Annotated in this window: 29 protein-coding genes, 1 other RNA gene and 1 pseudogene; 9 read left to right on the top strand and 22 right to left on the bottom strand. The window is 33.8% G+C overall.

Translation table 11 applies throughout. From position 1 onward, the window contains the following. Positions 1-167: 167 nt before the first annotated feature. Together BR43_RS15545 and BR43_RS15540 are read right to left on the bottom strand one after the other, a co-directional pair. Positions 168-560, bottom strand: a complete 393-nt coding sequence (locus BR43_RS15545) for a MerR family transcriptional regulator (protein WP_034563598.1) — start codon at positions 558-560, stop codon at positions 168-170. 87 nt (positions 561-647) lie between these two features. Further along, positions 648-1,391: an SDR family oxidoreductase gene (locus BR43_RS15540; protein WP_034563595.1), complete on the bottom strand. Its 744-nt coding sequence runs from the start codon at positions 1,389-1,391 to the stop codon at positions 648-650. Between the two features lie 169 nt (positions 1,392-1,560). Between BR43_RS15540 and BR43_RS15535 the strand changes: the two genes are divergently transcribed. The 3 genes from BR43_RS15535 to BR43_RS15525 all read left to right on the top strand — a co-directional run bounded on the left by BR43_RS15535 (position 1,561) and on the right by BR43_RS15525 (position 4,490). Continuing rightward, positions 1,561-1,881: a carboxymuconolactone decarboxylase family protein gene (locus BR43_RS15535; RefSeq protein ID WP_034563593.1), complete on the top strand. Its 321-nt coding sequence runs from the start codon at positions 1,561-1,563 to the stop codon at positions 1,879-1,881. Positions 1,882-2,541: 660 nt separating this feature from the next. Then, entirely contained in the window at positions 2,542-3,300 is a 759-nt protein-coding gene (locus BR43_RS15530; RefSeq protein ID WP_157464072.1) for an MFS transporter, read from the top strand. Between the two features lie 17 nt (positions 3,301-3,317). Beyond that, on the top strand, positions 3,318-4,490 hold the full coding sequence (locus BR43_RS15525) for an ATP-grasp domain-containing protein (RefSeq protein WP_034563589.1): 1,173 nt from the start codon (positions 3,318-3,320) through the stop codon (positions 4,488-4,490). 67 nt (positions 4,491-4,557) lie between these two features. Here BR43_RS15525 and BR43_RS15520 read toward each other — a convergent pair whose 3' ends face one another. The 5 genes and pseudogenes from BR43_RS15520 to BR43_RS15500 form a co-directional block, all read right to left on the bottom strand. After that, positions 4,558-4,947 (bottom strand): cupin domain-containing protein, encoded by a 390-nt coding sequence (locus BR43_RS15520; RefSeq protein WP_034563587.1) that lies wholly within the window; start codon positions 4,945-4,947, stop codon positions 4,558-4,560. An 80-nt stretch (positions 4,948-5,027) separates the two neighbouring features. After that, positions 5,028-5,402 carry a MerR family transcriptional regulator gene (locus BR43_RS15515; protein ID WP_034563584.1) on the bottom strand — a complete coding sequence of 125 codons (375 nt, stop codon included), beginning with the start codon at positions 5,400-5,402 and terminating at the stop codon, positions 5,028-5,030. A gap of 32 nt (positions 5,403-5,434) precedes the next feature. Beyond that, a pseudogene (locus tag BR43_RS15510) lies at positions 5,435-5,818 on the bottom strand (MerR family transcriptional regulator). A 145-nt stretch (positions 5,819-5,963) separates the two neighbouring features. Beyond that, positions 5,964-6,944 (bottom strand): aldo/keto reductase, encoded by a 981-nt coding sequence (locus BR43_RS15505; RefSeq protein ID WP_034563581.1) that lies wholly within the window; start codon positions 6,942-6,944, stop codon positions 5,964-5,966. A gap of 94 nt (positions 6,945-7,038) precedes the next feature. Continuing rightward, positions 7,039-7,719, bottom strand: coding sequence for a CPBP family glutamic-type intramembrane protease (locus BR43_RS15500; protein ID WP_034563578.1), 681 nt, complete (start codon positions 7,717-7,719; stop codon positions 7,039-7,041). A gap of 144 nt (positions 7,720-7,863) precedes the next feature. Here BR43_RS15500 and BR43_RS15495 point away from each other — a divergent pair, with 144 nt between their 5' ends. From BR43_RS15495 to BR43_RS15485, 3 genes are all read left to right on the top strand, one after another. Beyond that, positions 7,864-8,751 (top strand): helix-turn-helix domain-containing protein, encoded by an 888-nt coding sequence (locus BR43_RS15495; protein ID WP_051933994.1) that lies wholly within the window; start codon positions 7,864-7,866, stop codon positions 8,749-8,751. A 250-nt stretch (positions 8,752-9,001) separates the two neighbouring features. Then, entirely contained in the window at positions 9,002-10,318 is a 1,317-nt protein-coding gene (locus BR43_RS15490) for an SNIPE associated domain-containing protein (protein ID WP_034563575.1), read from the top strand. A gap of 48 nt (positions 10,319-10,366) precedes the next feature. Beyond that, the gene (locus BR43_RS15485; RefSeq protein ID WP_034563573.1) at positions 10,367-10,660 is read left to right on the top strand and encodes a hypothetical protein; all 294 of its coding nucleotides are present in this window, start codon (positions 10,367-10,369) and stop codon (positions 10,658-10,660) included. Positions 10,661-10,828: 168 nt separating this feature from the next. Here the strand turns inward: BR43_RS15485 and BR43_RS15480 are convergent, their stop codons facing one another. Genes BR43_RS15480 through BR43_RS15470 form a run of 3 tightly spaced genes read right to left on the bottom strand, consistent with a single transcriptional unit; the run spans position 10,829 to position 14,435 of the window. Next, positions 10,829-12,154, bottom strand: coding sequence for a family 4 glycosyl hydrolase (locus BR43_RS15480; RefSeq protein WP_034563570.1), 1,326 nt, complete (start codon positions 12,152-12,154; stop codon positions 10,829-10,831). A gap of 20 nt (positions 12,155-12,174) precedes the next feature. Next, entirely contained in the window at positions 12,175-13,614 is a 1,440-nt protein-coding gene (locus BR43_RS15475) for a PTS transporter subunit EIIC (RefSeq protein ID WP_211252933.1), read from the bottom strand. 26 nt (positions 13,615-13,640) lie between these two features. Further along, positions 13,641-14,435 (bottom strand): carbohydrate deacetylase, encoded by a 795-nt coding sequence (locus BR43_RS15470; protein ID WP_034563568.1) that lies wholly within the window; start codon positions 14,433-14,435, stop codon positions 13,641-13,643. A gap of 167 nt (positions 14,436-14,602) precedes the next feature. On the opposite strand from BR43_RS15470, the gene BR43_RS15465 reads away from it, so the two are divergent. Continuing rightward, entirely contained in the window at positions 14,603-15,352 is a 750-nt protein-coding gene (locus BR43_RS15465; RefSeq protein WP_034563567.1) for a MurR/RpiR family transcriptional regulator, read from the top strand. A 426-nt stretch (positions 15,353-15,778) separates the two neighbouring features. Here the strand turns inward: BR43_RS15465 and BR43_RS15460 are convergent, their stop codons facing one another. From BR43_RS15460 to BR43_RS15420, 9 genes are all read right to left on the bottom strand, one after another. Continuing rightward, entirely contained in the window at positions 15,779-17,029 is a 1,251-nt protein-coding gene (locus BR43_RS15460) for a glycoside hydrolase family 16 protein (RefSeq protein WP_157464070.1), read from the bottom strand. Between the two features lie 587 nt (positions 17,030-17,616). Next, the gene (locus tag BR43_RS15450; protein WP_051933993.1) at positions 17,617-18,039 is read right to left on the bottom strand and encodes a reverse transcriptase domain-containing protein; all 423 of its coding nucleotides are present in this window, start codon (positions 18,037-18,039) and stop codon (positions 17,617-17,619) included. Positions 18,040-18,134: 95 nt separating this feature from the next. Further along, a complete protein-coding gene (locus BR43_RS15445) occupies positions 18,135-18,533 on the bottom strand; it encodes a hypothetical protein (protein WP_034563557.1) in 399 nt (132 codons plus the stop codon). A gap of 14 nt (positions 18,534-18,547) precedes the next feature. Next, complete coding sequence (locus BR43_RS15440; RefSeq protein WP_034563556.1) at positions 18,548-20,017, bottom strand: LXG domain-containing protein; 1,470 nt, start codon at positions 20,015-20,017, stop codon at positions 18,548-18,550. Continuing rightward, entirely contained in the window at positions 20,014-20,385 is a 372-nt protein-coding gene (locus BR43_RS15435) for a DUF3958 family protein (RefSeq protein ID WP_034563554.1), read from the bottom strand. Before BR43_RS15435 ends, BR43_RS15440 begins: the two co-directional genes overlap by 4 nt. A gap of 1 nt (position 20,386) precedes the next feature. Then, the gene (locus tag BR43_RS15430) at positions 20,387-20,665 is read right to left on the bottom strand and encodes a TIGR04197 family type VII secretion effector (RefSeq protein ID WP_034563551.1); all 279 of its coding nucleotides are present in this window, start codon (positions 20,663-20,665) and stop codon (positions 20,387-20,389) included. A gap of 317 nt (positions 20,666-20,982) precedes the next feature. Beyond that, positions 20,983-21,111, bottom strand: coding sequence for a hypothetical protein (locus BR43_RS20640; protein ID WP_281173973.1), 129 nt, complete (start codon positions 21,109-21,111; stop codon positions 20,983-20,985). Between the two features lie 26 nt (positions 21,112-21,137). Then, a complete protein-coding gene (locus BR43_RS15425; RefSeq protein WP_034563549.1) occupies positions 21,138-21,380 on the bottom strand; it encodes a hypothetical protein in 243 nt (80 codons plus the stop codon). Positions 21,381-21,493: 113 nt separating this feature from the next. Further along, positions 21,494-22,666: an IS256 family transposase gene (locus BR43_RS15420; protein WP_034558139.1), complete on the bottom strand. Its 1,173-nt coding sequence runs from the start codon at positions 22,664-22,666 to the stop codon at positions 21,494-21,496. A gap of 348 nt (positions 22,667-23,014) precedes the next feature. Between BR43_RS15420 and BR43_RS19685 the strand changes: the two genes are divergently transcribed. Continuing rightward, on the top strand, positions 23,015-23,275 hold the full coding sequence (locus BR43_RS19685; protein ID WP_281173987.1) for a DDE-type integrase/transposase/recombinase: 261 nt from the start codon (positions 23,015-23,017) through the stop codon (positions 23,273-23,275). Then, the gene (locus BR43_RS20760; protein WP_084679954.1) at positions 23,175-23,447 is read left to right on the top strand and encodes an IS3 family transposase; all 273 of its coding nucleotides are present in this window, start codon (positions 23,175-23,177) and stop codon (positions 23,445-23,447) included. Before BR43_RS19685 ends, BR43_RS20760 begins: the two co-directional genes overlap by 101 nt. A gap of 269 nt (positions 23,448-23,716) precedes the next feature. On the opposite strand, the gene ssrA is transcribed toward BR43_RS20760, so the two are convergent. From ssrA to BR43_RS15405, 3 genes are all read right to left on the bottom strand, one after another. After that, positions 23,717-24,082: a transfer-messenger RNA gene (gene ssrA, locus BR43_RS19680) on the bottom strand. A gap of 134 nt (positions 24,083-24,216) precedes the next feature. Then, positions 24,217-24,993 carry a Cof-type HAD-IIB family hydrolase gene (locus tag BR43_RS15410; RefSeq protein WP_034563547.1) on the bottom strand — a complete coding sequence of 259 codons (777 nt, stop codon included), beginning with the start codon at positions 24,991-24,993 and terminating at the stop codon, positions 24,217-24,219. A gap of 28 nt (positions 24,994-25,021) precedes the next feature. After that, positions 25,022-25,690 carry a histidine phosphatase family protein gene (locus tag BR43_RS15405; protein WP_034563545.1) on the bottom strand — a complete coding sequence of 223 codons (669 nt, stop codon included), beginning with the start codon at positions 25,688-25,690 and terminating at the stop codon, positions 25,022-25,024. Positions 25,691-25,722: the final 32 nt, after the last annotated feature.

Here is a 25,722-nt window from a genome sequence, read left to right as displayed (position 1 = left end):
ATTTTACTAGAGTCTATCTGAAAACAACAGTGACATCCGAATTTTTCAATAAGCATTGTGGAAACCTGAAAATAAAATTAGCCTATGTGATGCATAAGTAAGTATTTATAACGACAAATTCCATCATCATTATGAACCTATTTGCTAGCGTAGCTTTCAGACACGTTTTACTTTTTCGTTGGTAAACGAAAGCTGTATTCTTTCCCCTCTAAACGATCTTCGTAAAATTCAATCTTCTTAGTCAAAACTTCTAAATTAAATAAGAATTTTTCCAACTCGCTCTCTACTTCTTTTTTCTGATTTTTTAGCAACATCATTCTTTCGTAGATCGTAGAATCACCGATTGCTCGTAAGATTGTATATTTTTTTAAATCAGCCAGAGACATTCCGGTTCCCTTCATATGCAATAGGAATTCAATCCATCCTACATCTAAATCATTATACATTCGGATGTTATTTTTGTTCCTTGATACTTGAATTAAGCCTTCTTTTTCATAAAAACGCAGAGTATGTTCCTTTACACCAACTAATTTTGAAAATTCGCCAATTGAGTACGTCATTCTAGTTGCCTCCTTAGGTATCTAATCTTTACTTAATATTATAACTCTAATTATAGGAAAACAACAAAATTCGCTAACTAACAGAAATTAAATGGGTTGTTTCGTAGGTCGAATAATCATATCGCTAACGGAAACATTATCAGGCGTAGCAATGACGTAGGCTACCGCATCAGCTACTTGTTCTGAGGTTAAACCAAACCCTGCCGTTTGTTGATTTTTCATAACAGCATCTCTTGTTGCCGCATCACTAATCGTTTGATACAAATCGGTATCTACTGCTCCAGGTGAAATAATTGTTGATTTAATATTGTTTTGATGTTGTTCTTGACGTAGGCCTTCCATAATTGCTCGTACGGCAAATTTAGTTCCACAATAAACAGCTGAATCCGGATAAACGACATGCCCCGCTACTGAATCAGTAGCAATAATATGACCGGATTTTTGCTTCACCATAATCGGCAACACTGCTGCAATTCCATTTAGAACGCCGGTAATATTAATATCCAACATTTGTTGCCATTCTTCACGATGCCCTGCTGCTAAAGGTGCTGTTGGCATAATGCCTGCGTTATTATACAGAACATCAATCTTACCAAATGTTGTTAATGCAAGTTCTATCACTTTTTGAACTTCATCATACTTTGAAACATCCGCTACTTGATAGACAAGTTCCGCATGAGGTAATGACTCCTTAATTGCTTTTAAATGACTTTCACGTCGAGCAGCGATAACTAGTTTATTTTTTTCTTTAGCCAAACGGCGAACAGTTGCCTCTCCGATCCCACTTGATGCCCCCATTACTATTACAACCTTGCCTGAATTAATTGACATATTTATTCCTCCTTTATTAGATAAAGTTAACTTACCACTTAAAGTTCACTTTAAGTCAAGCATTACTTATTTTAGAATTAAAGCAATTGATTTCATTTGACTTAAAGTCCACTTTAGGGATTATACTCTTCTTAAGAACGAAACTTTGATTTGAAAGGATGAAAACATAATGGCATTTGAAAAACAAACAGCAGGTCAAGAACAACTGGGAGAGTTTGCACCAAAATTCGCAGAATTAAATGATGCTATTTTATTTGGAGAAGTTTGGTCTCGTGAAGATCAGCTTTCAGCTCGTGATCGAAGCTTAATTACCGTTAGTAGTCTAATCTCTGGTGGGAATTTTGAACAATTGCGTCCTCATTTGGAAAAAGCTAAGAAGAATGGCGTTACTAAAGAAGAAATTGCCGAAATAATTACTCACCTTGCTTTCTATGCCGGTTGGCCTAAAGCTTGGTCTGCGTTCAATCTTGCGAAAGAAATTTATGAATAAACAGCAATCAAAAGCAGCCACTTCAGATTATTTCTAAGGTGGCTGCTTTTTACTCGATTTCTTGTTATTTTTCAGCAGTCGTTACTATTCCAAATTTTTTCTCAAAAAGTATTGTAATCATTCTGGCTATTTGATATATTTACATACACAATTCTTTTTCACATCTTATTTTAATCATAATGAAATCATTATATAATCTAAAGGAGGAATTCTAACGATAAAACTCAACAAAAAGACAACTTATTTCCCTTGGATAACTTTAGCAATTATTTGTATTTATGGCATTAGCATCAATTCTTTAAGAAATTCATTCAAGTTCTTTCTGCCTTATTTAGCTAAGGACTTCAATAGTAACGTAACGTCTATCGCTTCAGGACTATTTATGGTCGCTTCTGGAATTGGCGGAGTGGTTTCAGGTTAGTTAATTGATCGTATTCGTCTACGTACTGTGTTCTTTATGGGAATCCGTGTTATTTTAACAGCTTCCGTCATTTTATTTCAACTCGTATCCGCTGAATCCTTTGTCCTTATCTATGGTCTAATTGGTGGGTTAGGCTACGGAATGTCTTGGGGTGTCCCCACTCAATATTATATCTCTCATTGGTTCAAAAAAATAAAGGGCTCGCTTTAGCTCTCCTAAATAATTGTAACTCCATAGGTTTGGCGATCTTAGCACCTGTCTGGTCTCAGTTAGCTAAAAATCAACCCTGGCAGACAACCTATAAAAATCTAGCCATTTTTTTAATTATTCTCTTACCTCTTACAATCCTCACCTTGAAAAATCCAGATTCTAAAAAGAGTGCTTCCATCCCGGTTATTCCTAGTACATGGACAATGGCAATTCACTCTGCTTTTCATACGCCACTCATTAAATATGTTTTTAGTGCTGTGTTTGTTTGTGGTTTTTCAATGGGGATTATTGATACTCAGTTAGTTTCTATGATGATTAAAAACCAGTTGACTACAAATCATACAGGTACGTTGATGTCTTTATTTGGCATTGGCGTTATCCTAGGTGGGTTGCTAGTTGGTGTTACCTCTGATCGATATCAGCGAAAGGTTACTATTTTAAAATGGTTATTTTTAGGACGCGCCATTAACTTCCCTATTCTACTACTTCCTCTTGCACCTATGCTTCAATTTACCTTATTTGTTCTACTATTCGGCTTCACCTATTCTGGAGTAGTTATGCTAGCCGTCATCTTGATTGTAGAACATACAACCGCAGCAACAGGTAAATTATTGGCTTTAAATATATTGATTCACCAATTTAGTGGCTTACTTGGTGTCTATCTTAGTAGCAAATTACTTGATCTTTTTGACAGCTACTTTTCCATCTCCTTAATTGCCTTAACACTATCTGTCTTTGTTCTACTCTATGCGTTAAAACTAAATACTTTAAAATCAAATTTACTATAAAATGAAGGAGGAATTATATGGACAACTATCCACTCTTAATGAACAGCATTTTTGATACTGAAGATATCTTTAATCCAAGAGTATCTTTTGATGACTATGGATTTCTTCCAAAAAATCCACAAATTTTCGACATGATAACCGGTAGAGAATTTGCCATCATGGGGAATCAATCCATCATATGTAGTGAAAATGTGAATCAAAATGATGCGCTTGAGCTATTAAAATATGCTGGTCTCTCAATTCCTAAAGAAATCTATCGCTACAAGAATCCAGAGGAGTACCATGAATTGCTCTCTACTTGCGCTGAATCAAATCAAACATTAATCATGCAATATCCTCATAAAAAAAGCAGATTAAACTATTCAACCTATCATGTTTCTCCTGAGATTATTCTGGATTTATCTGACAAAACTACTCTAGAAAAATTAGTTAGCTTGCAACATATTCCTCCTAGGGAAATCATCACTTATGACTCTTTAAAAGAGCTATCTTTTACAAAACCAATTGTGATAAAAAATGGAGATGGTACACCAACAGCAGGAGGATACGGCGTTTATATTTGCATGAATGCCGTTGATTTGGCAGAAGCTATCTTATTTTTTGATAAGTCTCCTCAAGTTATCATTGAAACGTACATTCATCCAGAAGAAAATTTTTGTGTTCAGTTCGCCTGTAGTCCTTCTGGTGAAATCAGCTATTTAGGCACAACGGCACAACTGATTTTACAAGGAATTCATAAAGGCAATATTCTGGGAACTGTTGTTGAAGTGAATTCTGCTATTGTAACTGAAGGAATTAGTATTATGAAAAAAGCCTTTGAACAAGGTTTTCACGGAATTGCTGGTTTTGATGTGATTATTTCTAACGACCAATTCTACTTTATTGATCTTAATTTTAGATTAAATGCATCGACTGCTCCATTACTTTTAATGCCTTTTATCTCTCAAACTTATTCAAAAGACAATGCTCAGTTAAGCTCTTTTGCTTTTCAGCATGACTATCCAAAAATGCTAGAAGAGCTTCATAAGTTAGTTGACTCCCAGACATTTATTCCCTTGAGTATTTGGAATCCAGAGGCATACAGTACAGAAACTAGTTCATCTGTCATTGGTCTAACTTTATTTAATACTGAAGCAGAACGAATAGAAAATAGTGAAAGATTAGCTGAGCTAGGCTTTAAAAACCTATAAAAGTATCTTGTTTACTATAAAAAATCCAGTAAAAGCCGCAGTCAAAATGGCCTTCACTGGATTTTTTTTATATGCTGTGGTACTGCTGGTCACTCACTTCTTCTAGCCAAGTCGTTGCTCCTTTAGTCATCGCTAAATGGACAAACCACTCTGATGCTGTTGCACCATGCCAATGTTTAACTCCCGCAGGAATCTGAACAACATCTCCTTCACGTAAAACTTGAGCAGGTTTGCCTTCTTCTTGATAATATCCAGTTCCGCCCGTAACCAATAAAATTTGATATTTTTCATGCACATGCCAATTATTACGTGCTCCAGGTGCAAAGGTTACATTGCCAACAGGGACATCAAAAAGTTCATCCCCTTGAACTAACATTTCTAAATAGGCATCACCAATAAAATTAGTTGCAACTTTAGTTCCTTTTGGAAAAATAGTGCTATTGCTTAAATCTGTCATTCTAAATCGCTCCCTTATTCATTAATATAACCACTTTACACCTTAAAGTGAACTTTAAGTCAAGAGAAATAATCTTTTCATTAAAGAATTTTTTCAGCATCCCTTTGTTGAATTTTTTCTCTAGTAAAATCAATTTTAAACTCAATATAATCCAAAGATTGCTGAATTTTTTGTAATTTTTCAAAGGTATGCTGCTTATGTTGACTTAATAAATGCTCCCGTTCCTCTAATGTATCATCGCCTTGTCGATACAAGTCAAAATAAACACACAAATCCTCCAAAGACATTCCCGAAGCTTTCATACATAGAATAAACTCAATCCGCTCCAAATCAGCTGCTTGGTAATTCCGGATACCATTTTCTCGTTGAACTTCGTCAATCAATCCAATTTTTTCATAATATCTTAACGTTGGAATACTAATGCCACACTGTTGACTTACTTCATTGATTCTCATCGATAATCGCCACCTTTTCGTACAAATTGTATTTATTCAAACTTTTTTAAATTTTTCTCAGCGGCTAGCATATGAGTATCGTAATTCTCGATTTTATATGTTAATCGATCTAACGCACTTTGCATAAGCTGAATTCGTTCCGCTAGCTCGTCATACCGTTCTTTTAATAGCTCAACTCGTGCCGGAACGGTTTGATCCCCCACACGAAAAAGAGCTAAATAGTCGATTAAGGACTCAATGGATAAACCTGCATTCCGCATTTACCGACTAAAGATAATCCAACGAACATCCTCATCAGTAAAATCCCGAATTCCATTAAGTTTCCGTTTAACTGGTGGAATTAAGCCAATTCGTTCATAATAGCGAATAGTATCTGCGGAAACATTAGTTGCATCACTAGCTCCACTAATATTCATACGATCCCCTCTTCCTAACTTTGTTTCTATCTTCTTGTAGCGTAACACTTAAAGCTTACTCTAAGTCAAGTAGCACTCTTTTATTTTATCGAAAAAACCACTAAACCAAGAGATTCTCCCTTGATTTAATGGCCTGTCCTTACATTTAGCTAAAGCCAACAATACGATGTGGACTATAGAGTTCTTCCAAGTAATGAACATCCTCTTCCGTTAAACTTACAGATAAGGCTCCAAGTGTATTTTCAAGCTGCGTTACTTTCGTCGCACCGATGACTGGCGCAACTACTTGGTCTTTTTGCAACAACCATGCCAACGCAATATCTGCTCGCGATACATCCTTTTTAGCAGCTAGCTCAGCAACCCGTTCAACAATTAACTTATCTATATCCGCCGTAGCATCATATTTTGACCGTGCGATATTATCTGTTTCTGAACGCTTTGTTGTTTCTGACCAATCGCGAGTCAAACGCCCTGATGCTAGCGGACTGTAAGGAGTAACCGCAATCTTTTCTTCCCGACAAAGAGGCAACATCTCACGTTCTTCTTCACGATAAATTAAATTCAAATGATTCTGCATAGAAATAAATTTTGTCCAGCCATTCTTTTCAGCTACATGCAACGCTTTTTGAAACTGCCAAGCATACATGGCAGAAGCACCAATATAACGGGCTTTTCCTGATTTCACTACATCATGAAGCGCCTCCATCGTTTCTTCAATCGGTGTATTGTAATCCCAACGATGTGCAATATATAAATCTACATAATCTGTATCTAACCGTTTTAAACTTTTATCAATCTCGCTCATAATTGATTTACGCGACAATCCAGATCCATTAGGACCTTCAAACATCTGCCCCTGAACTTTTGTCGCTAAAACAATCTGATCACGATCGGCGTAATCCTTTAATGCTCGCCCTAAAATCGTTTCGCTTTCTCCAAGAGAATAAACATTGGCTGTATCAAAAAAATTAATTCCTAAATCCAAAGCACGTTTGATAATCACTCGGCTATTTTCTTCATTTAAAACCCATTTATGCAACCATTTATCCGGATCACCAAAACTCATTCCGCCTAAGCAAATCCGTGAAACATCCATTCCTGTATTTCCTAGCTTTACATATTCCATGTTTAAAACTCCCTTACGATAGATTTTATGTTAGATGATACTCTAATCATATCATCTAAAGTTAACTTTAGGTCAAGTCCTATTTGATTTACTTTTAAAATGAACCGATACTTAAAAACAATAAATCATATACAATATGGATCAGCAAAGGCAAGATAATCGAATTAGCTCTTAATCCACTTAAATTAAAAGCAACTCTAGCGCTTCCTTGAATCAAAAGAATATGTGCCAAGGTTTCAAAAATCGTGCCATTATCGTAAGTTGTATAATGCAGCAAACCAAAAACAATGCTACTAATAACGATTCCAACTAGCTCGGCTTTTTTCTGATTAGCTGTTTTTTGATAGATAAACTGTGCACAAACAATTAAAATATAAAAACTAATCAACTCTTCACCTAGTAACATAAAGGGAATTTTTGGAGCAATAGCTAAAAATCTTTCAGTTGCCGGATTGGCAGTTAAATTGAAGCCAAATAAAAATTTCATTATTGCCCCTGAAGCAAACCCCATTATTAATGCCAGAAAAAAATAAGTAACAAAATTTCGATTATTCCCTTTTGGATCATTCGGCCTGCTAAATAACACTTTGATTCCGGATGGTCCAAAAACAAGCAAGAAAGCCAATATCCCAGCAATCATTAAGCTAAATGGAGCAAAGACACTTGTTAATGTAGAACTATAATTTGTCGCTAGATAAAAGCCACCCCCTAATATTACGAATCCAAGGAACCCATTGATAGGGTTTATTTTGCGATTTGTGATTAACTCATTCATTCCTGCTTCCTTCTTTCCTAAAGTTCTCTCTATCAGGATGATACAAAGCTTACAATATCTTTTCTGATAAACTATAGGTATACTATACTTACTTTTCAAATTCATAACATAAATAGTCTGATATATAGGACCGGGGGAATAGTGATGAAAACATACGGCGAAGTTATCCGAGATATTCGCTTAAATAAAGGTTTAAAGCAAAAAGACGTGTATCATGAGATTATCTCAAAATCTTATGCCATTGATTTCGAGAAAGGCAATCATGATATTTCCTTGCGTTTGATGGAGCAAATAGTCCAACGCTTAATGATCTCACTGGATGAATTCCTCTTTATTTATCGAGGCTATCAACCATCTGAAATCGAACAATTTTTACTAGCTTACTCCACTGCTGGCAATAAAAATGACAGTGAGAGTCTCCAAAAATTAATGCACACCTTTTCTGGGAAAGAAGACATCTATTCTAAGTTACGACTGTCAGAAATTCGATCTCGCTTCTTGCAATTAGAAGAGTTTAATCAAACTGGTAATTATACAAAAAACAGTATCCGCGTTAGTGATCAGACCTTTATTACCAGCTACTTATCCTCGCTACAATCTTGGACATTACATGAGATTCTCCTTTTTGCCAACACCATAGATTTTATCAACTATGAAGAAAAGGCTGATTATTTTCAATTAATTTTACCGCTATTGGATAAATATAAACATTACGATCGTGGCAAATTGGCTATTTGTGGTTTGTTAACAAACGTCATTCATGAATTAATTCTAGCAAAAGAAAGTAAGCTAGCTAGAGAAGTTCTGGAAAGATTGAATGACTTAGCTAGTGAATATACCGAAATTTTCTTTAAAATCGTCTATCTTTATTATTCTGGCTTGCTATTAATTATAGAGCATCATAGAGATGCCGGCGAAAAAAAAGCGCAACGTGGAATTGAGATGCTCTATGAACTCCAACAGCCCCATCAAGCAAAATTATTTGAGGCGATAGTGAGGGAATTAGTGATTAAAATGGAGAGCAAGAGTTAGCAATTAATTCTTGCTTTTTTATTTTTGAAAAATTCTTTACTAGCATAAAACAATACAAAGAAATTCAATTGACTATCTAAAGATAATTTGATAGAGTTGATTAATATGTTTTATATAATTGTAAAATCATATTAATAAAAAATGTTAATATAAACTATTTAGAAACTCTACTCATACCTTCCAGAATGAGTAGTACTATGCAGTAATTATATTAAAAAATTACTATAAAATAGGAGTTGAAACTGAAATAATGAAAGAAAAATGGTATCTGTCCACTTGGTTTTTAATGGTATTATCAACACTTTGGCTCTTTGTCATCCCAATTATCGCTGCTATTGTGCTACTAATTATTAAAATAAAACATGAGAAAAGTATGAATGATGCAGATTATGCAGAAACATATATGAGAAATGAGCAAATAAAAAAAGAGATTGATGCGGATTCTAGGCTCGAAAAGGTAGAATCATTAATTTTAAGAAAGAAAAATGAATTGAATTTATTACAAAATAAACTAATCATCACTGATGATGAAGTATTATTCCAAACATTTGGATTTTACCAACCTAAATATAACTATTCAAATTCAAAAGAATATATGGATAGACTAAATTACATCCGAGATTTACAAAAAACACTTATCAAAAATAAAAATGCCTGTAATTTTTCTGACAGTTGGACTTTAGATGGAAGTAAAGCTAAAGGTGCCGCTATGAATAATGATAATATCAAATTAGCACTTCGGGCTTTCAATTCCGAATGTGATGCAGCTATTTATAAAGTCAAATTTAACAACCTTGAAACAATTGAAAAACGAATGCTTAACAGCTTTAATCAAATCAACAAAGCAAACCAACGAAATAAAATTTCAATTAAAACAGAGTATTTATCTTTAAAAAATGAAGAATTAAAACTTTCCTATGAGTACGAATTGAAAAAACAAAAGGAAAAAGAAGAACAAAAAGATTTGGCTGATCAAATTAGAGAAGAGAAAAAAGTTTTAAGAGAAATTGAACTTGAAAAGAAAAAAATCGAGAAAGAAGAAAAACATTTTATAACTGAACTAACTCGATTAAATCAAGAAAAAAATAAATTAGATAGCACGACTACCGAATTTGCAAACTATCTCCAGAAAATTAATGAATTAGAATCAAAATTATCTTTACTAGAATTAGATAAGAAAAATGTGTTTGATAGAGAGCAAAATACTCGTGCTGGATATGTATATATTATCTCGAATATTGGTTCATTTGGAGAAGATTTTTATAAAATTGGTGTGACTCGTCGATTAGTCCCAGAAGAACGCGTAAATGAATTAGGCAGCGCATCTGTCCCATTTAAATTTGATATCCATGCGATGATATTCAGCGAAGATGCTCCTGCTTTAGAAAATGCACTTCATAGAGCCTTTGATAAATCCAAAGTGAATAAAGTTAACAATAGAAAAGAATTCTTCAAAATCTCACTTGCAAATATACAAAAAGAAGTTGAAAAAAATCATAATAAAACTGTTGAGTTTACATTACTTGCCGATGCTGAAGAATACAGAGAATCCTTAAAAATTTCTTAGCCATTATCTCTTAATACAAGTATAATAATCTAAAAAGGGGAATTAACAATGAAAACAATTCAATTGCCTTATGGTTGGACACTGAAAGCACCACTCTCACTTACCGTATTAACCAATGAAGCTGGTGAAGTTGGCATTCTTTATCCTGAGAAAAATTTTGGTGATGTTCAAACACTTTTACTCACTCTCTCTGATGACTATGTAGCGATGAATTCAATTCCACATTCGATTGGAAATGTCGCTATTTCACTAGATAAAGTGATTACTGTTACCTTGACTCAATTTGTAGAAGATTTTGAAAAAAATAATGAGTTCAATCAAGAACAGACAACTTCTGAATAATTTGTTCTTATCAAGAAAATCATGTCCTTATTTTCTTCACAAGTCAATCATAAAAACAATCAAGCCATTATTTTAACCAGTTTCATGATAACTAAAAAAGTAGCTGAGAAATTAATTTTTCTCAACTACTTTTTTATAGCCATTTTCATTCAATCTTTCCTGTTGGTTCTATTTTAATAGTGGCCAATACTCTTTATTCGCCTCATACAATTCATCTAATACTTTTTTGCCTATTGAATAGTTAGGCACCGTTTTATTTAGCATCACCGCTTCTAGTGCAGTCTGATAAGAACCTGTCAAAGCAGCGTCGACTGTCATTTTTTCATATGCTTTTTGCATCTCCATCAATCCTTTTTGGAAGGTCGGAATCGTTCCAACGTTAATTGTTTCAGCTCCCATACTTCCAACATAAGCCGGAACTTCAATCACCGCTTCAGAATCAAAGTTTGAAATAGCACCATTATTTTTCATATTTACTGTAAAACGTTCTCTAGTGTTGTGAATAATCGCATAGGCAATATCTACAATATAATTGCCATGAACGCCTGCATGTAAAGAAGAATCTTTTGCGGTGCCTGCTTGAATGACGCGACGACACTCATCATAAATCCGTTTCTCTCTTCCTTGCATGACATAATCTCCACGAGTAAAATTAGGATCATCATGAGCCAACATTTCATCTGGCGTTAAATAATATTGCAAATAGCAATTTGGAAAATACTCTGGAAAACGTTTGAATAAACGAATCATCTGACGATACGTGTCAATCCAATATTGATCTTCCTTCGTCTCTTCGTTAGATTGTAGCAGCGTATCTATCTTCCCAGAAACTACATCTTCTCTTAGCTGCGGCAACAAATCATGACCCTGTTCATCAATCACATTCGTCCACCAACCAAAATGATTCATCCCAAAGTATTTAAACGTTAAATCACGCAAATCTTTGTTGAAATAGTCAGCAATTGCTCCCTCAATTGAAATCGGCATGTCACAAATACACAGAACTTTCGCCTCTGGAAATTCACGATAAATCGCTTCAGATAAGACTGCTTCTGGATTGGTGTAATTTAAAATCCAAGCGTTTGGACAAATTTCTTTCACCTTTTTAATAATTTCTAGAACAGCCGGAATCACTCTCATCGCAAATGAAAATCCACCTAATCCACAAGTTTCTTGCCCAACTAACCCATTTCGGATGCAAATTTTTTCATCAATTCCACGTTGTTTATTTAAACCTGGACGAATCTGCATAAACAAGAAGTCGGCTCCTTGAAGAGCTTCATCGATATCTGTTGTATAGCTCACCTTGACACTCGAACCGGTTTCTTCATAATACATTTCTGTATATTTCCCTAATAAAGAAACGCGCTCACCATCAATATCATAAAGTACTAACTCCGTCAAATTTAATTCTGACGCTCTTTTGCGTAAAACTTCTAAAATTCCGGGTGACTGCGTTGAACCGCCACCAATCATTACAAACTTGTTTCCCACCGTAATTCCTTCTTTCCAGCTTAATTTTCTAAGTCTAAATACGCATTAAACGACTCAGCAACGTGCCTCACTTCTGGTCCAATAATAACTTGAACATTTTCTTTCGATAATTTAACTACACCTAAAACATTTAGTTGTTTAATTTTTTCAGAATCAACTAGATCGCTGTCTTTCACTACCAATCTTAAACGTGTAGCGCAATTGCTTGCAGAGACTACATTAGTCGCTCCACCAACATTTTGTAGAATTTTCTTAGATAAATAATCGTAATCTTTATTTTTCAAAGAATGACCCTTTTCAATTGTTGTAATATCATCTGCTTCCATTGATTCGACAAAATCTTGACGACCTGGCGTTTTCAAGTCGAATTTCAAAATAATGAATTTAAAACTAAACCAATAAATAAAGAAGTACGCAATTCCTAATAACGGAATGAAAATGACATTGGTTCCCATTTGCCAATTCAAGACTAAATCAAAGATATTAAATCCAAAAGCAAAACCTAACTTTGTTCCTGTTAAATATAGAATGGCTCCTGCTAAACCTGTTAAAAATGAGTGCAATAAATACAACTGCGGTCCTGAAAACATAAACGTAAACTCAACTGGTTCAGTTGTTCCTGAGAAAAATGAAGTAATCCCACCAGACGAAAGCAGCCCTTTTGCTGATTTTTTTTGTTCTGGTTTTGCTGCTTGATACATTCCCAAACATGCACCTGGAAGACCAAAAACCATGATGACGAAAAACATACTCATAAAGGTTCCAGCTGTTGGATCTCCTGCTAAAAATCTAGCAACCTCACCTGTAACCTTCGTTCCATCTGCTGATACATAACTACCTAATTGATAAAAAATATACGCATTCAAAACATGATGCAAGCCCGTTGGAATTAACAAACGATTTAAAAATCCAAATAACGCAACCCCAAGAATACCAGCGGCTCCCATCCAAAGAGCAAATCCATCTAACCCATTTTCAATTGGTGCCCAGACCAAGCTCCAGAAGAATGCATAAGGAATCATTGCAATCGGACCTAATGTTAGAATGAATTTTTCTCCAGTAAAAAGATTAAAGGCATTGGGCGTTTTCCATAATCGGCTTTTCTCGTATAAATAAGAAACTAAACCACCAGTGGCTATCCCCGCAAATACTCCCATTGACAAATCTTCATTAAAATAAGTCAGTGCATTTTTAAAAACCATAATAGATAATACCGCTGCTAAGACAGGAATTGATTTGTCTTTTGTTTTTGTAAATGCCAGAATCATTCCTACCGCAAACAATAAGTCCAAATTGCTAAATACAACATCCGCAGACATTCGTAACACTTGAAGATCGAGTAAATCCGGCTGCCCAAAGCGACTTAACAAACCAGCTACAGGCATCGCTACAATCGGAACTAACATAGCTTCTCCAAGCTTAGACAAATTAAATTTTATCTTTCTGATAATATTTTTCATCATTAACCCTCCAAATTATTTTATTTTCAACTAATTGCCACATCTCGATAACAAACAATTTCAATTTCATAACTCTTAAAAAGTTTTTCTACCTCTGGATCAGATAATATCTCAACTTCCCTCATTCTTGCTAAATTAAATGACGAATTAAAATACAACATCTCATCAACAAAAGCTGGATGAACCATCAACTCCGTAATTTCTTGTTCCTCTATCCGTTCTAAAATAACCTTAATTTCATCCAAACATTGATCTTTTTTCTCATGATAGCTACTGCTCATATCCCGAATAGCCGCTTCATTCATCAAGTCATCAAAGCCCTTTATTCCTTTTTGATACGGTAAACTTATTTGATTTTCTAAGTCAAATGCATTCCGAAAAGCCAAATGATATTTTTCAGCAATTCTTTTAGTAATCTCCAAATTTTCGGAAAATGTATGCACATGATGATGACTATCCAAATGCGTCAGCTCGACACCATTGTTAATTAAATACTCAATTTGGCAACTCCACTCATTAAAAATTTCTTCATCTTTCATTTCAGAGCGATATTTTTTATATTCATTTAATTTAAAAAACTTCCCTTCTGAATCAACTAATGAATTTGAACTTGTTAGTGCTTTTCCACAAGTTAAAACTAAATGCCCCCCAACTCCCAATGTAGGATTTTTTTTTGCTAATTCAATTGCTTCATCACAACCAGGCATATTGGCCATTAATGTCGTTGATGATAAGATGCCCTTTTTAAAAGCTTGAATAATGCCACCATTTACTGCGGATGAGTAACCAAAATCATCTGCATTAATAATTACCTTTTTCATACACACACCTCTTCTATCATTTTTCATAATGAAAATAATTTCAAAAAATCGCTTTAAATTTCTCTATAAACGTAGTATAGTATAGTAAAAATTATCAAACAATGCTTATAGATGCTTTTGGTGGCGTTTTCTTATTTTGAAAATATTTTCAGGAGGTGCGTGATAAAATGACAAAAATTTATTATTTAGATCGTTTAATTCCAAAAAATGTGTTTAGAGAAGATGATAAAAAGATGATTGAAAAAATAGTAGATGCCATTCTCAATAAAGAAAGCTTAGATATTCGACACATCGCTCAAATAAATTTTACTTCCCCTGCATCTATCAGCCGTTTGGCCAAACGAGGTGGTTTTAATAACTTTAAAGAACTGATCTTTTTCCTATCCAATCAATTTCTCAATGTCCCTGAAGAGCATCTACCTAATCTTCCTTTTGTAACTTGCACTAAAGAGTGGGATGTCATTGATCAGTATTTGATTGAAGCTTTGGCAGAGAGGAAAGTTTATCTATTTGGCGAAGGTTTTTGTCAGTTTTTAGTAAATTACACTTATCGAAAATTGCTTTTAAAAAAAATATATGCGGTTAATTTAGATGGAGTCGAAATCAGTTTAATTGCAGATGAAACCCCTCATACACTTTTCACTTTTTCACAATCAGGGGAAAATAAACACGGCTTAACTAAAATTATAGAATGTAAAAATTACGGGGGAAAAGTCATTACTTTCACCGCAACTCCAAATAGCTCCTATTCCAGAGAAGGAGATATTTCGTTTATTATAGATAACGGCACTTCTAATATGGATCAGGAAAATTTCAATCTCAATTACTTTTATGGCAACAGTCTAAATCTAATGGAATATTTAATCAGTCGCTATACAAAAAAAGAGCCTAAAAATACTCCACCTTCTAATAGTTAGTTTCATTGAATGTAAAGTACAACTTGTTTTAATTTCGCTTCGCCTGCTAAACTTGTAAGAGCCGCAAGAAGAAGGAGCTTCTTTAGCAATAAGAGGAACAATTTTCACAAATGTCCTCTTATCGCTAATAGCTCACTACGTTTTTCTTACTCTCTTGCTTATACTGACAAACTTATTTCTTCCCAATTCAGCTGAACTCGAACTCCCTCAGCCAAATCTTGTAGCTATTCAAGAATAAAGCCCTTCTGCACCCTATCCTTAACAGGCTTTTTATAAATAATACCATGATTGGTCTACCTTTGAGTATTATTCTGATTTTGATGTATTCAATTATGTATATTTCTCGCGTTATTTAGATACGCTAAAAAACCTCAAAAAAGCTAGATTTTTAAGTCTAACTTTTTTGAGATTCTACTAAATTTTTAGCTAATTAAGCGTCCATTGACTTCTCCATGCACCTTCGTGGATTTGTCCAAGTTCTAAATACCCTAATTTATTTTCTGTGTGAATCACTTGATCTGGTTTCCATCGGTTAACTAATCGAATCTTCCCGTTCTCAACAGTCTGCTGTTTCCACTGAGCGCTATAATAAGTTTCAGGAACTATTCCATGTTCAACATAGCCTTTTTGAGATTCATTATGCAACAACTCCCCAGTTTTCACATTCTTGATTAAGAAATATTCCCCTTTAGGAATTAATTGCCATTGTTCATTTTCCCCACTTGTCGCTGCCAACGTCACTTTATCTGTACTACTATCTAAGCTAATATATTCATTAGTTTCTCTACTTTGAATTGTTTTTTTAGGGACCTCGTACCCCTCATTTTTTTTGTATACTCTGAAATAATCAATTGCCCATTCTTTAGGATACGTGTTATTCCCAACACCTGATCCAGCATCCGTATAAATATTCAAAATCGTTCCCATTGGATAATCTGGCGCTTGATTTATTTCTTTAAATAAAATTCCATCATAGTAGAATTTTAGCGAACCTGGTGACCAATCTAATCCATACGTATGGAATTCCTCTGTTTGATTGCCAAAAGGTACGGTTTTTTCAGATAATTCCCAATTTGTTTGAAAAAATGGATCATTCCATCCATAGGCTGCAATTCTCCAAGTCTCAGGTTTATTGAAAAATGTTTCAATTACATCAATTTCTCCAGTCTGTTTAGAATTAAACCAATCATTCGTATCATTTTGCATACCAACCATCCACCAAGCCTGATGACCACCTCCACCAACATTAGAAAGTTTTGCTCTTAATTCAAAATATCCGTAAGTTGTGGCATAACCGGTCCATTCTTCTTGATTACTTAAGTTTTTTGGACTATTTGAAAAATTGTGTATCCAATTTTTATTGAATGACATAATTGCACTCGATTTCACAGTTCCATCTAACTCTGGTGACCATGGTTTTTGATTTTTATCAATATATTCAATCAATGTCCCATTTTCAAATCGATAATTAGCCTTTGCATTTTCTGGATTCGCCGTCCACTGTGGCAAATAATAATCCGTCCATTTACTCGTATCTAAAGTAGTACCATTGAACTCATCAGAAAAATCTAATGTATATCCAGGTTTTTCAGTACCTGTGTCAGCGGCCTTTACTTGTCCTCCAAAAATAACCAATCCGCTAACAAAAGATAGTAAAAAAATTGTTGTCTTCTTCATCATAGAAACCCCTTTCATTTCGTTATTTATAATTTACCATAATTTTTTTTAAACAGATACGTACTAGCAAAAAATGATTTTATTTTTACATTTTGAAAATAGAATCATTGTTATTTAAGTGATGTAACTAAACGCACTAAATATTAAAAAATTGAAACTAAAAACCCCTCGATCATAAATACTTTATTTTTACATTTTTCTAATCGTGTTACACTATATTATCAATCAATAACCTATTTTTTAAAGGTTACTTTCCATGGTATTTATTTGTTATGGTTTCAACAGTCTAAAAATACAATTAAAAAAGTATTTATACATAAACAGAACGAATTTTTCAAAATCATATTTCCCCTATCTTGCTGATAAACCTAGATAAGATAGTAAACAAATTTTTTCCATCTTTTCTTTTTTGAATTTTATACCCTAAGAAAGAAAAGCTAGTTTCTGTTAATTTGTCTGTTGACGGGTTTATTAACAGACTAAACATAAATTTTTTTCTATTTAAAGATAACAAACGATTTCTTTTTAACTCAAAATTCAAAGCTTCAAGAACCTCTAATTTATTATCAGAGGAACACAACACAAGACTAATTTTTAAACTTTCCATCAAACTTCGTCATATAAATTTGAGCTAATATGTTAGAACTTGATAAACCTTGTGGAACTCCTGAAATACTTTTACTTTTATCAGGATAAATGGGGGGAATAATTGCCTGCTTAATCAAATCCAAGAATGTTTCATCTTTTATTCTATCCCTTAGCATCATCATTAATTTATAGTGCTTTATGTCTCCATAAAAATTACTAATATTTAGCGTTATAAAATAGTCATATTTTTTACTATCTATTTTGCTTTTTATTTCTTTAATACATTCCTGTGATAACAACGTATTTTTACATTCTGGAAAATACTCCTTCAACGTTTTCAATGTTGCTTTTAAGCATACTTTATCTTTTAGTGTTGGGATAGATATACATATAGGAATGGAATTTCTTCCTTTTAATATCAAGTTTTCTTTATATCTTATAAATTTATATTTTCCACCTAAGGCATCGGTTTTAATTTACACAAATCTTCTATTATACTTTTTTAATAGATAAATAATTACTCAATTATTTTAAATGGGGCGTGCCCTGTTTCACCATTTCTTAGTAATGTTGGTTTTCTAAATCGTAAGCTAGTTTCTAGCTTAAATATTGCTATATCTCCGTCCAATTCTAAAAAAGAAATATTTATCCAAATAGGTGCTCTTGGGAAAAGTCCTCCTAAAACACTGACTACATCATCAAGTAGTAATTTTTTTTCACCAATGTTTTCTTTTGACAAAACTAAACGCTTCATCATTTCATCTCCACCATCTAAAATTTTTCCATTTTCGGCTATAGGCTCAATAATAAACATATTATCGCTACTTGAAATTTTTTTAATTTCTTTCAATTTTTTAACTGCTATTAATAAATTTCCAGAAAAAATTTCATCATTCATCTGAGTTACTTTATTCACTTTCATTGCCTCCATCATTTTAGATTAACTGATTCTATCCTTTTTAGTGTACTCAAATTAACATATCCTGAATTAGTTAGTTCTAATTGATAAATTTCTAACCAACTATTCTTAGTTCCAATACCAGACTCATTAAAAATTTGTTCATAATTTTTCGCATGCTCCAAAGTTGGTGTATAATGACCAGATTCATTGGTTATTTTTCTTACATTCCCAACTTGATTCACTTTCATTTTACCAGCCGCCTGTACATCCCCAGTATTAGCTAGATATGAATGCCCTCTGCCAACTTTCAAGTTACCATTAGTATCAATTATAAAGTCTACTTCTTTTATTCCATCTCTTATTTTTATATTTCCATTTTCAAGCACAAAATCAAATGACTTTCCATTTTGTATTTCATCTGGATACCTATTTGTTATTATTTGCTTCGTGTCGTTTACTGCCTCAATTGACTGATTCATCTTATTAATAGACTTCACAGCCCCATACATAAAGCCTAACGACCACAAAGCATCCCATGCACCACTGTCATCTAATTTGCCTTTTGCATCTTGTACATGAGCTAAACCTGCCATTGACCAGCCATATTGTTTACCAGAAAAATACTCTGTCCCATTCATTTTCCATGCATCATTGACACGTTTTTCCCACTCTTTTGGAGTCACTTCAATCATTGAATAATCTGATTTATTTAGTGAATCCCCAACTTTGTTAAGATACTTCGTTAACGCTGGATCAATGACGGCTTTTCCATCTTTTTCCAATGCCCATGTAGTTTTCTTAGTGATTGGATCATAACAACGAATAATATCATATTTTTCTAATTGTTTATTTTTTTCATCATCAAAACCTTTTTTCTTTTTATCTCGAGCATCCCAAGATTGATTAATATCTGTCGCCCAATCTAAATTTAAACCCATGGTTGAAAAGGTTCCAGTTGACTGATTCCACGCTTTTCCCTCTACAAGCATCATAACGCCTGCTTCTAGATTTTGCAACTGGTTCTCTAATTCATCAAATATATGCACTGACGTATAGTTAAATTCTCTTAACTTATCTAATTTTTCATCTGTTTTTTGGCGTACATTCTGTAAGTTTTCAATAACAGAGGATAAAAAAATATTTCCTGCAGGCAATTCCTCTAATGCTGTAGATAAGGAATTTAATCGATAAATATAAGATACCAAGACATCTTCTTGCAGGCTATTGCTATCGACATTACTTTTATAGTCCTTACTAAATCTGTCATTCGCTTTTATCATCGCTTCACAAACTAAAGTAAAACCTTTTGTAGCTGGTATATAGGCACTATTGAAGTAACTTTTTGAGGAATCATAAGCTCCTCCCTTTAAGGATGGCTCTATAACAAATTGAGAGAGAGCCGTTCGAACTTGCTCCATACCACTAATCACTTCATTACAGTAGCTTTTAATCGATTGATTTTGTATACCCACTTCACCAATGAAAAAATCAATACTCATTTAGCCACCCCTTGCTGGTTCAAGCTTCTTATTTTATAGTACAAGTCATCTTCACTATCCAATAATTCTCGTTTTTCTTTCTGTAGAAGTTCTAATTTCTCTTCATTTTCATAGTTAAAGCCATGTTGCTTATACTCAATTTCTTGATGAGCATCTGCAATAAAAACATTCATCTCGCCCTCTTGAAAAGTCTCATGAATATCATGAAATAGATGTTGAATCCCACGAAAAATAGAATATATTTCTTCTTCGTTACGTTCAAATTGATGAATAGAAACTTCTGCATTGTATCGATCTTCCGTCACAAACTTTAATTGAGTCTGTAATTGGTCAATCTTATTTTCGTGTTCTCGTTGTTTATCATCCATATTATTTCACCTTCATTAACGATTCATTTAACTGCTGATCGATGGCTTCAAATTCTTTCGCAACACTTCGTATATTGGCACTATCACGATTTAATGCTGTAATAAAACTAGCCACCAATAACTTTCCTTTGTCTGAGGATGCTTGTGCTTGTTGATTTCCTACTACTGTTGTTCTTGAAGCTTTAGAAATCGTTTTATTATTTGGCAATGAATTTAAAGCATTAACTAAATTAGTTGCTATTGCACTTGCTTGATTATAATCACTTTGAATTAAGCTCATTTAAATTAATTCTCCTTTATTTCAAAATAAAAAAACAACAGTTCTACAATATATAATAACACTAGAAATACTATCTTGTCTATTTTATTCTATAAACTAATTAGTTTTGTCTGATGACATATAAAAATTTAGTTTAACTAATTATTTATTATAAAAAAACAGAAAACATAAGGAGTAGCTATTATCGCTACTCCTTATGTTCTACGCAACAACCATCACAATAAAAGCATCCTTTTATCAGCGTAAGTTTTCTTGTAAGATAGTCATCTATAGACGTACTATTATTCATTTGCTTACAGCGCATCAATACTTACAGCTTATTTCTCATTTACTATAAATTCTCGATAATCTGTATCATCTGGAATGCCTAACGAACTACGATTAGCCTCAAACTTCTTAACTAAAGGGACAAATTCAGACGTGTGTGTTTCTTTATTCTTAATCATAAGATGAATTTTGCTTAAATATCCATTTAATTTTTCAAGAGTTGCTTATCTCCGTATGGAGCATCAGAATTTTTTTGAACATTCATTTCAACTTCATTATCCTCATCATTGTTTTCTAATTTTTTTAAAATACATTCAAAACCTGACACTGCTTCACTCTCTAAAAATATCTTAATCAATTCTTTAAAATTCTCATTCGAACTATTCTTATATGCAAAATAATCACTTTGTTTTATATTTATTCCCGAAAATCCTAATAAACCTTTCAATGCATTTTCATCTAATTTATCAATAGTTTCTATCCTAAATTTTATTAAGTTTAGTAATTGCTAGTCAAGTCCATAATCCTGTGTAAAATACTATACAACGTTTCTATTGTTTCTTACTTGCTAAAATTTATATACTTTCTTGTAGAACTAATCCATTCTTCATGCAGGTCCATAAGAACTGCCCCAATCAATCGATTGGCTGAAGCATGATTTGGAAAGATTCGAATGATCTTTTCTCTTCTGCGAACCTCTTGGTTTAATCGTTCAAGAAGATTGGTACTTTTTAGTCGATTGTGGGAGTTACCTAGGACAGTATATTGAAAGGCATCTTCGAAGCCATTATCTAAGGTCTCGTAAGCTTTTGTGTATTTCTTTTGGTCGTAGTATTCTTCAACCAGACGATTTTTAGCTTCTCGTGCTAAATTAATATCCGTAAACTTGAAGATAGCTTTTACAGCTTCTCTAAAAGGTTTAGAATTCTTCTTAGGAATTGTTGTAAAGATATTTCTTAAGAAGTGAACTTGGCATCTCTGCCAACTTGCGTTGGTAAAGGATTTACGAATCGCAGATACTAAGCCTTTATGAGCGTCAGAAATAACGAGTTCTACACCTTGTAATCCTCTTTCTTTTAAGTATTCAAAGAAGTTAGACCATGTGTTATCACTCTCTTCATTTTGAATCATGAAGCCAATAATTTCACGATCGCCATCTTTGGTTATTCCAATCGCAATGTGACAACTCTTAGAAAGTACTCGATTATCTTCTCTAATCTTTATGTACAGGACATCAGTCATCAAGTAAGGATAGTTTATATCTGAAAGCGATCGATTTTGCCATTCATTGACCAGAGGGTCTAACTGTTCAGTCAGACTAGAAACAAAGGACTTAGAAACTGATTTACCACATAACTCCTCAACAATCTTAGAGACTTTACGTGTTGAAACGCCTGAAACATACATCTCAAGCATTGAAGCAAGCAGCGCCTTTTCATTTCGCTGATACCGCTCAAACACCGTCGGTGAAAACTCACCATCACGTGTTCTAGGTACTCTTAATTCAAGTGTACCAACGCGAGTCGTAAAGTCACGCTCGTAGTAGCCATTTCGTTGACTCTGACGACTTTCAGATCGTTCATAGTCATCAGCTTTAATGTATTCTGTTCGTTGGTTTTCCATCAACTGATTGAAAACTGTCGTTAAAATATTTTTAGACACATCATCTTTAACGGAATGTTCAATAATACTTTGAACCTCTTCGTTGTTCAGTGTAAAATGTACTTGGGTCATGTAAAGTCCTCCTGGGTATGTTTTTAATGGTTAAAAACATTGTACCGTAAAAGGGCTGTTACATGGCCTTTTAACTTTTACACAATTATATGGACTTTATCTAATTGCTTCTACTAATTTTTTTCTTTTAGTTAAGCTATGTAATTCTTCAATTAAATATAATAATAAATCAAGTGTGATACATGTTTTTTTGGTGTCATATACATAGCGATACCTTTGTAATAATCCATAAGCCCTCAATTATTCTGAATTTAATGAATATAACGTAACTACTTTTTTCCGAATTAAGTGCTTTAGTAGTCATTGGCAGTTTAACAAAATACTTTTTATTTTGTACTATATTATTTCATCCTTTCTTTTGGTAAATCTAGGCTTTATTTATCGACTATTATGGATACCTATAATAGTGAAATTATTGCGTTTCAAATTTCAAATCATCCAGATACTAAGCTTGCCTTGGATACTTTAAACCAAATTGAAGAGTTCCCAGAAGTAGCTATGTTGCACAGTGATCAAGGTGCAACATATTCTTCAAGGGAATTTTGTAAAGTTGCTCAACAAAAAAACGTCATCCGAAGTATGTCCCGCAAAGGAACTCCCTTCAGATAACGTCCCAATAGAATCGTTTCATTCCTCACTAAAGTCTGAAACATTCTATCTCAACAAAGAACCAATAGGTTCTAATAACATTGCAATAGATATTGTTAAGAATTACATTAAGTTTTGGAATAACAAACGAATATTAACGAAATTAGGTCACCTTTCACCAGTAGATTACTGAGAAAAGATAACCAAGATGAGATGCTCTTTTTAAATTGTGTCAAAAAGTAGTTGCATTCCCACACTTTTTCATTTCTTTTTATTTTCTTTCTTGTTCTTTTTACTATACATATTACTTAACTTTGTATCTTTTACAACGTCATATTTCTATTTTCTTTTGTCAAAACCATCCACTCCTTTTCTAGGAAGTCCGAGGATAGTTCTTCGCCCTAATAACAAAAAAAAAACCTACAAAAACACTGATTTAACAATGTTTCTGCAAGTTCACTCATATGGAGACGAGGGGAGTCGAACCCCTGTCCAAGCATATCGGCACTTAGACGTCTACGTTCATAGTCATGCTATTAAGGTTTCGCTGAACACTAGCCGCCTAACAGGCATCGTGCATCGCTAGTCTGATAATCTCTTCAAAACTTTACAGACGGAAAAGTTTGGCGTATCCCACTTATTATAGGACCCTTACCCGAGCACATGGGCGATGCCGGGAGGATCTACGTCAACTGTTTTTAGGCAGCTAAAGCGTAAGAGTTATTATTGTTTTTAGCAGTTATATTTAACTGTAACGTTTTTACGTAGACGTAACCTACGAAACGCAATCCAAGCTCGACCTACACCTGTCGAATCCGTAACGCCCCCGTATAGAAAAGGGTTTTGTTTGAACGGATAGGAAGGACAATCAGTCTTCCTAAAATACTCTCTTTTACTATTCTAACATGAATCCAATAAAAAAAAAAGCAGAGAAGCACATTCCCTACTTAATTCTTAATCAATTAAATTAAATCAAAGTGTTGTAGTCCCTCAATAATGCCACCATCAAGATTACTTTTCGCAACAAAACTAGCTTGCTCCTTAAGCTCAGAAATTCCATTTCCCATCGCCACTGAATAATCAGCAATCCCAAACATCTCTAGATCATTAGGACCATCACCAAAAGCAAAAGTCGGAACATGCTCCAATCCTAATTGTTTCTGTAATTGCTTAATTCCCGTTGCTTTTGAATTCCCATTACTAATCGTATCCATACTATAAGGCGTATTACGATAAAAAGATAATTCCGGAAAGGTTTCTCTGAAATACTGATCATGATGAACTTCCTCATTTAAAACAAGCGCCATAAAAATATCTTCATTTAAATGAATCGTTGGATCAATTTCAGGCATTCCAGTATGAATAAATTGATAAGCTTTTTTCACTGTGTCATTTTCTACAGTTGTCCGAATCCATTTATCTGTATAAAAAGACAAACCTAAACCCCGTTCATCCGTAGCATCCTTCAAACGCCTTACAGTTTCTCTCGGCAATACACTACGATAAATCTCAGTGCCTTCATACGTAATAAATTGACCATTCATTGAAATACTCGAATGAATATCTGTGGCCTTTACTACATGTTGAAATTCAATATTCGTCCGTCCTGTTGCAATAATCGGTACTCCGCCCTTAGCTTTCAAATCAGTAATAGCTTTCACTACATCTGCCTCTACTTCAGAGTGCTGATTTAATAAGGTTCCATCCAAATCAAAAAATACAAGTGCTGTTGGTTTCAAAAAATCGTCCTCTTTTCTCCAATTCATTCTATCTAAAATGTTTAGTATCATTAAATCGTTCTAAATGATATTGCCCATCATGGTAATTTACAACTGAAACACTAGCATTTTCTACAGAAGTTGGCATATCTAACTCTGGTACAATTCCATTTAATAGATTGCGAATCGTATTTCCATGAGCCACAATTAAAATATTTTCATCTGTTTCACGATGCTTATCAATTAATTTCAACATTCCTTTTTCAACACGTAGCCAAAAAGTCAGAAAGTCCTCCGCATCATGTCGAGGATCGGCTTTTTTAGTTCCATCCATTCGATCAGCCAACGTTGCTTTTTCTCGCATCTCATCAGCTGAATCATAGCCTAAAGTTTTACTAATCGTATCCCAACTTTCAGCAACATCCGAACCTTCAAAAGAGCCATAAAAAGCTTCTCTAAATTCTGGCATAGGTTGAATTTTCAAATTACGAGAGCTAAAATTTTCTTCCAATAATATCTCTAAAGTTTCTTCTGTTCGACGCAAATCACTGCAATACGCTGCACTAAAACGAACGTCGGATAAACCACGCCCGCTACGAATAACCGTAAAGCGTCCATCTTTTGTTAGTGGTGTATCTGACCAACCTTGCATTTTCATATATTGATTAAAAAATGTTTCACCATGTCTTACAAAATAAAATGTACAGCCTTTTCCCAAAAAAATCTCCTCCATATTCTCAAAACGAATGC

The organism is Carnobacterium gallinarum DSM 4847 (genome assembly GCF_000744375.1).
In the GTDB taxonomy this organism is placed as follows: Bacteria; Bacillota; Bacilli; order Lactobacillales; family Carnobacteriaceae; genus Carnobacterium; species Carnobacterium gallinarum.
Note: the sequence above shows the minus strand (reverse complement) of the source record. Positions and strands in the feature narration are given on the sequence as shown.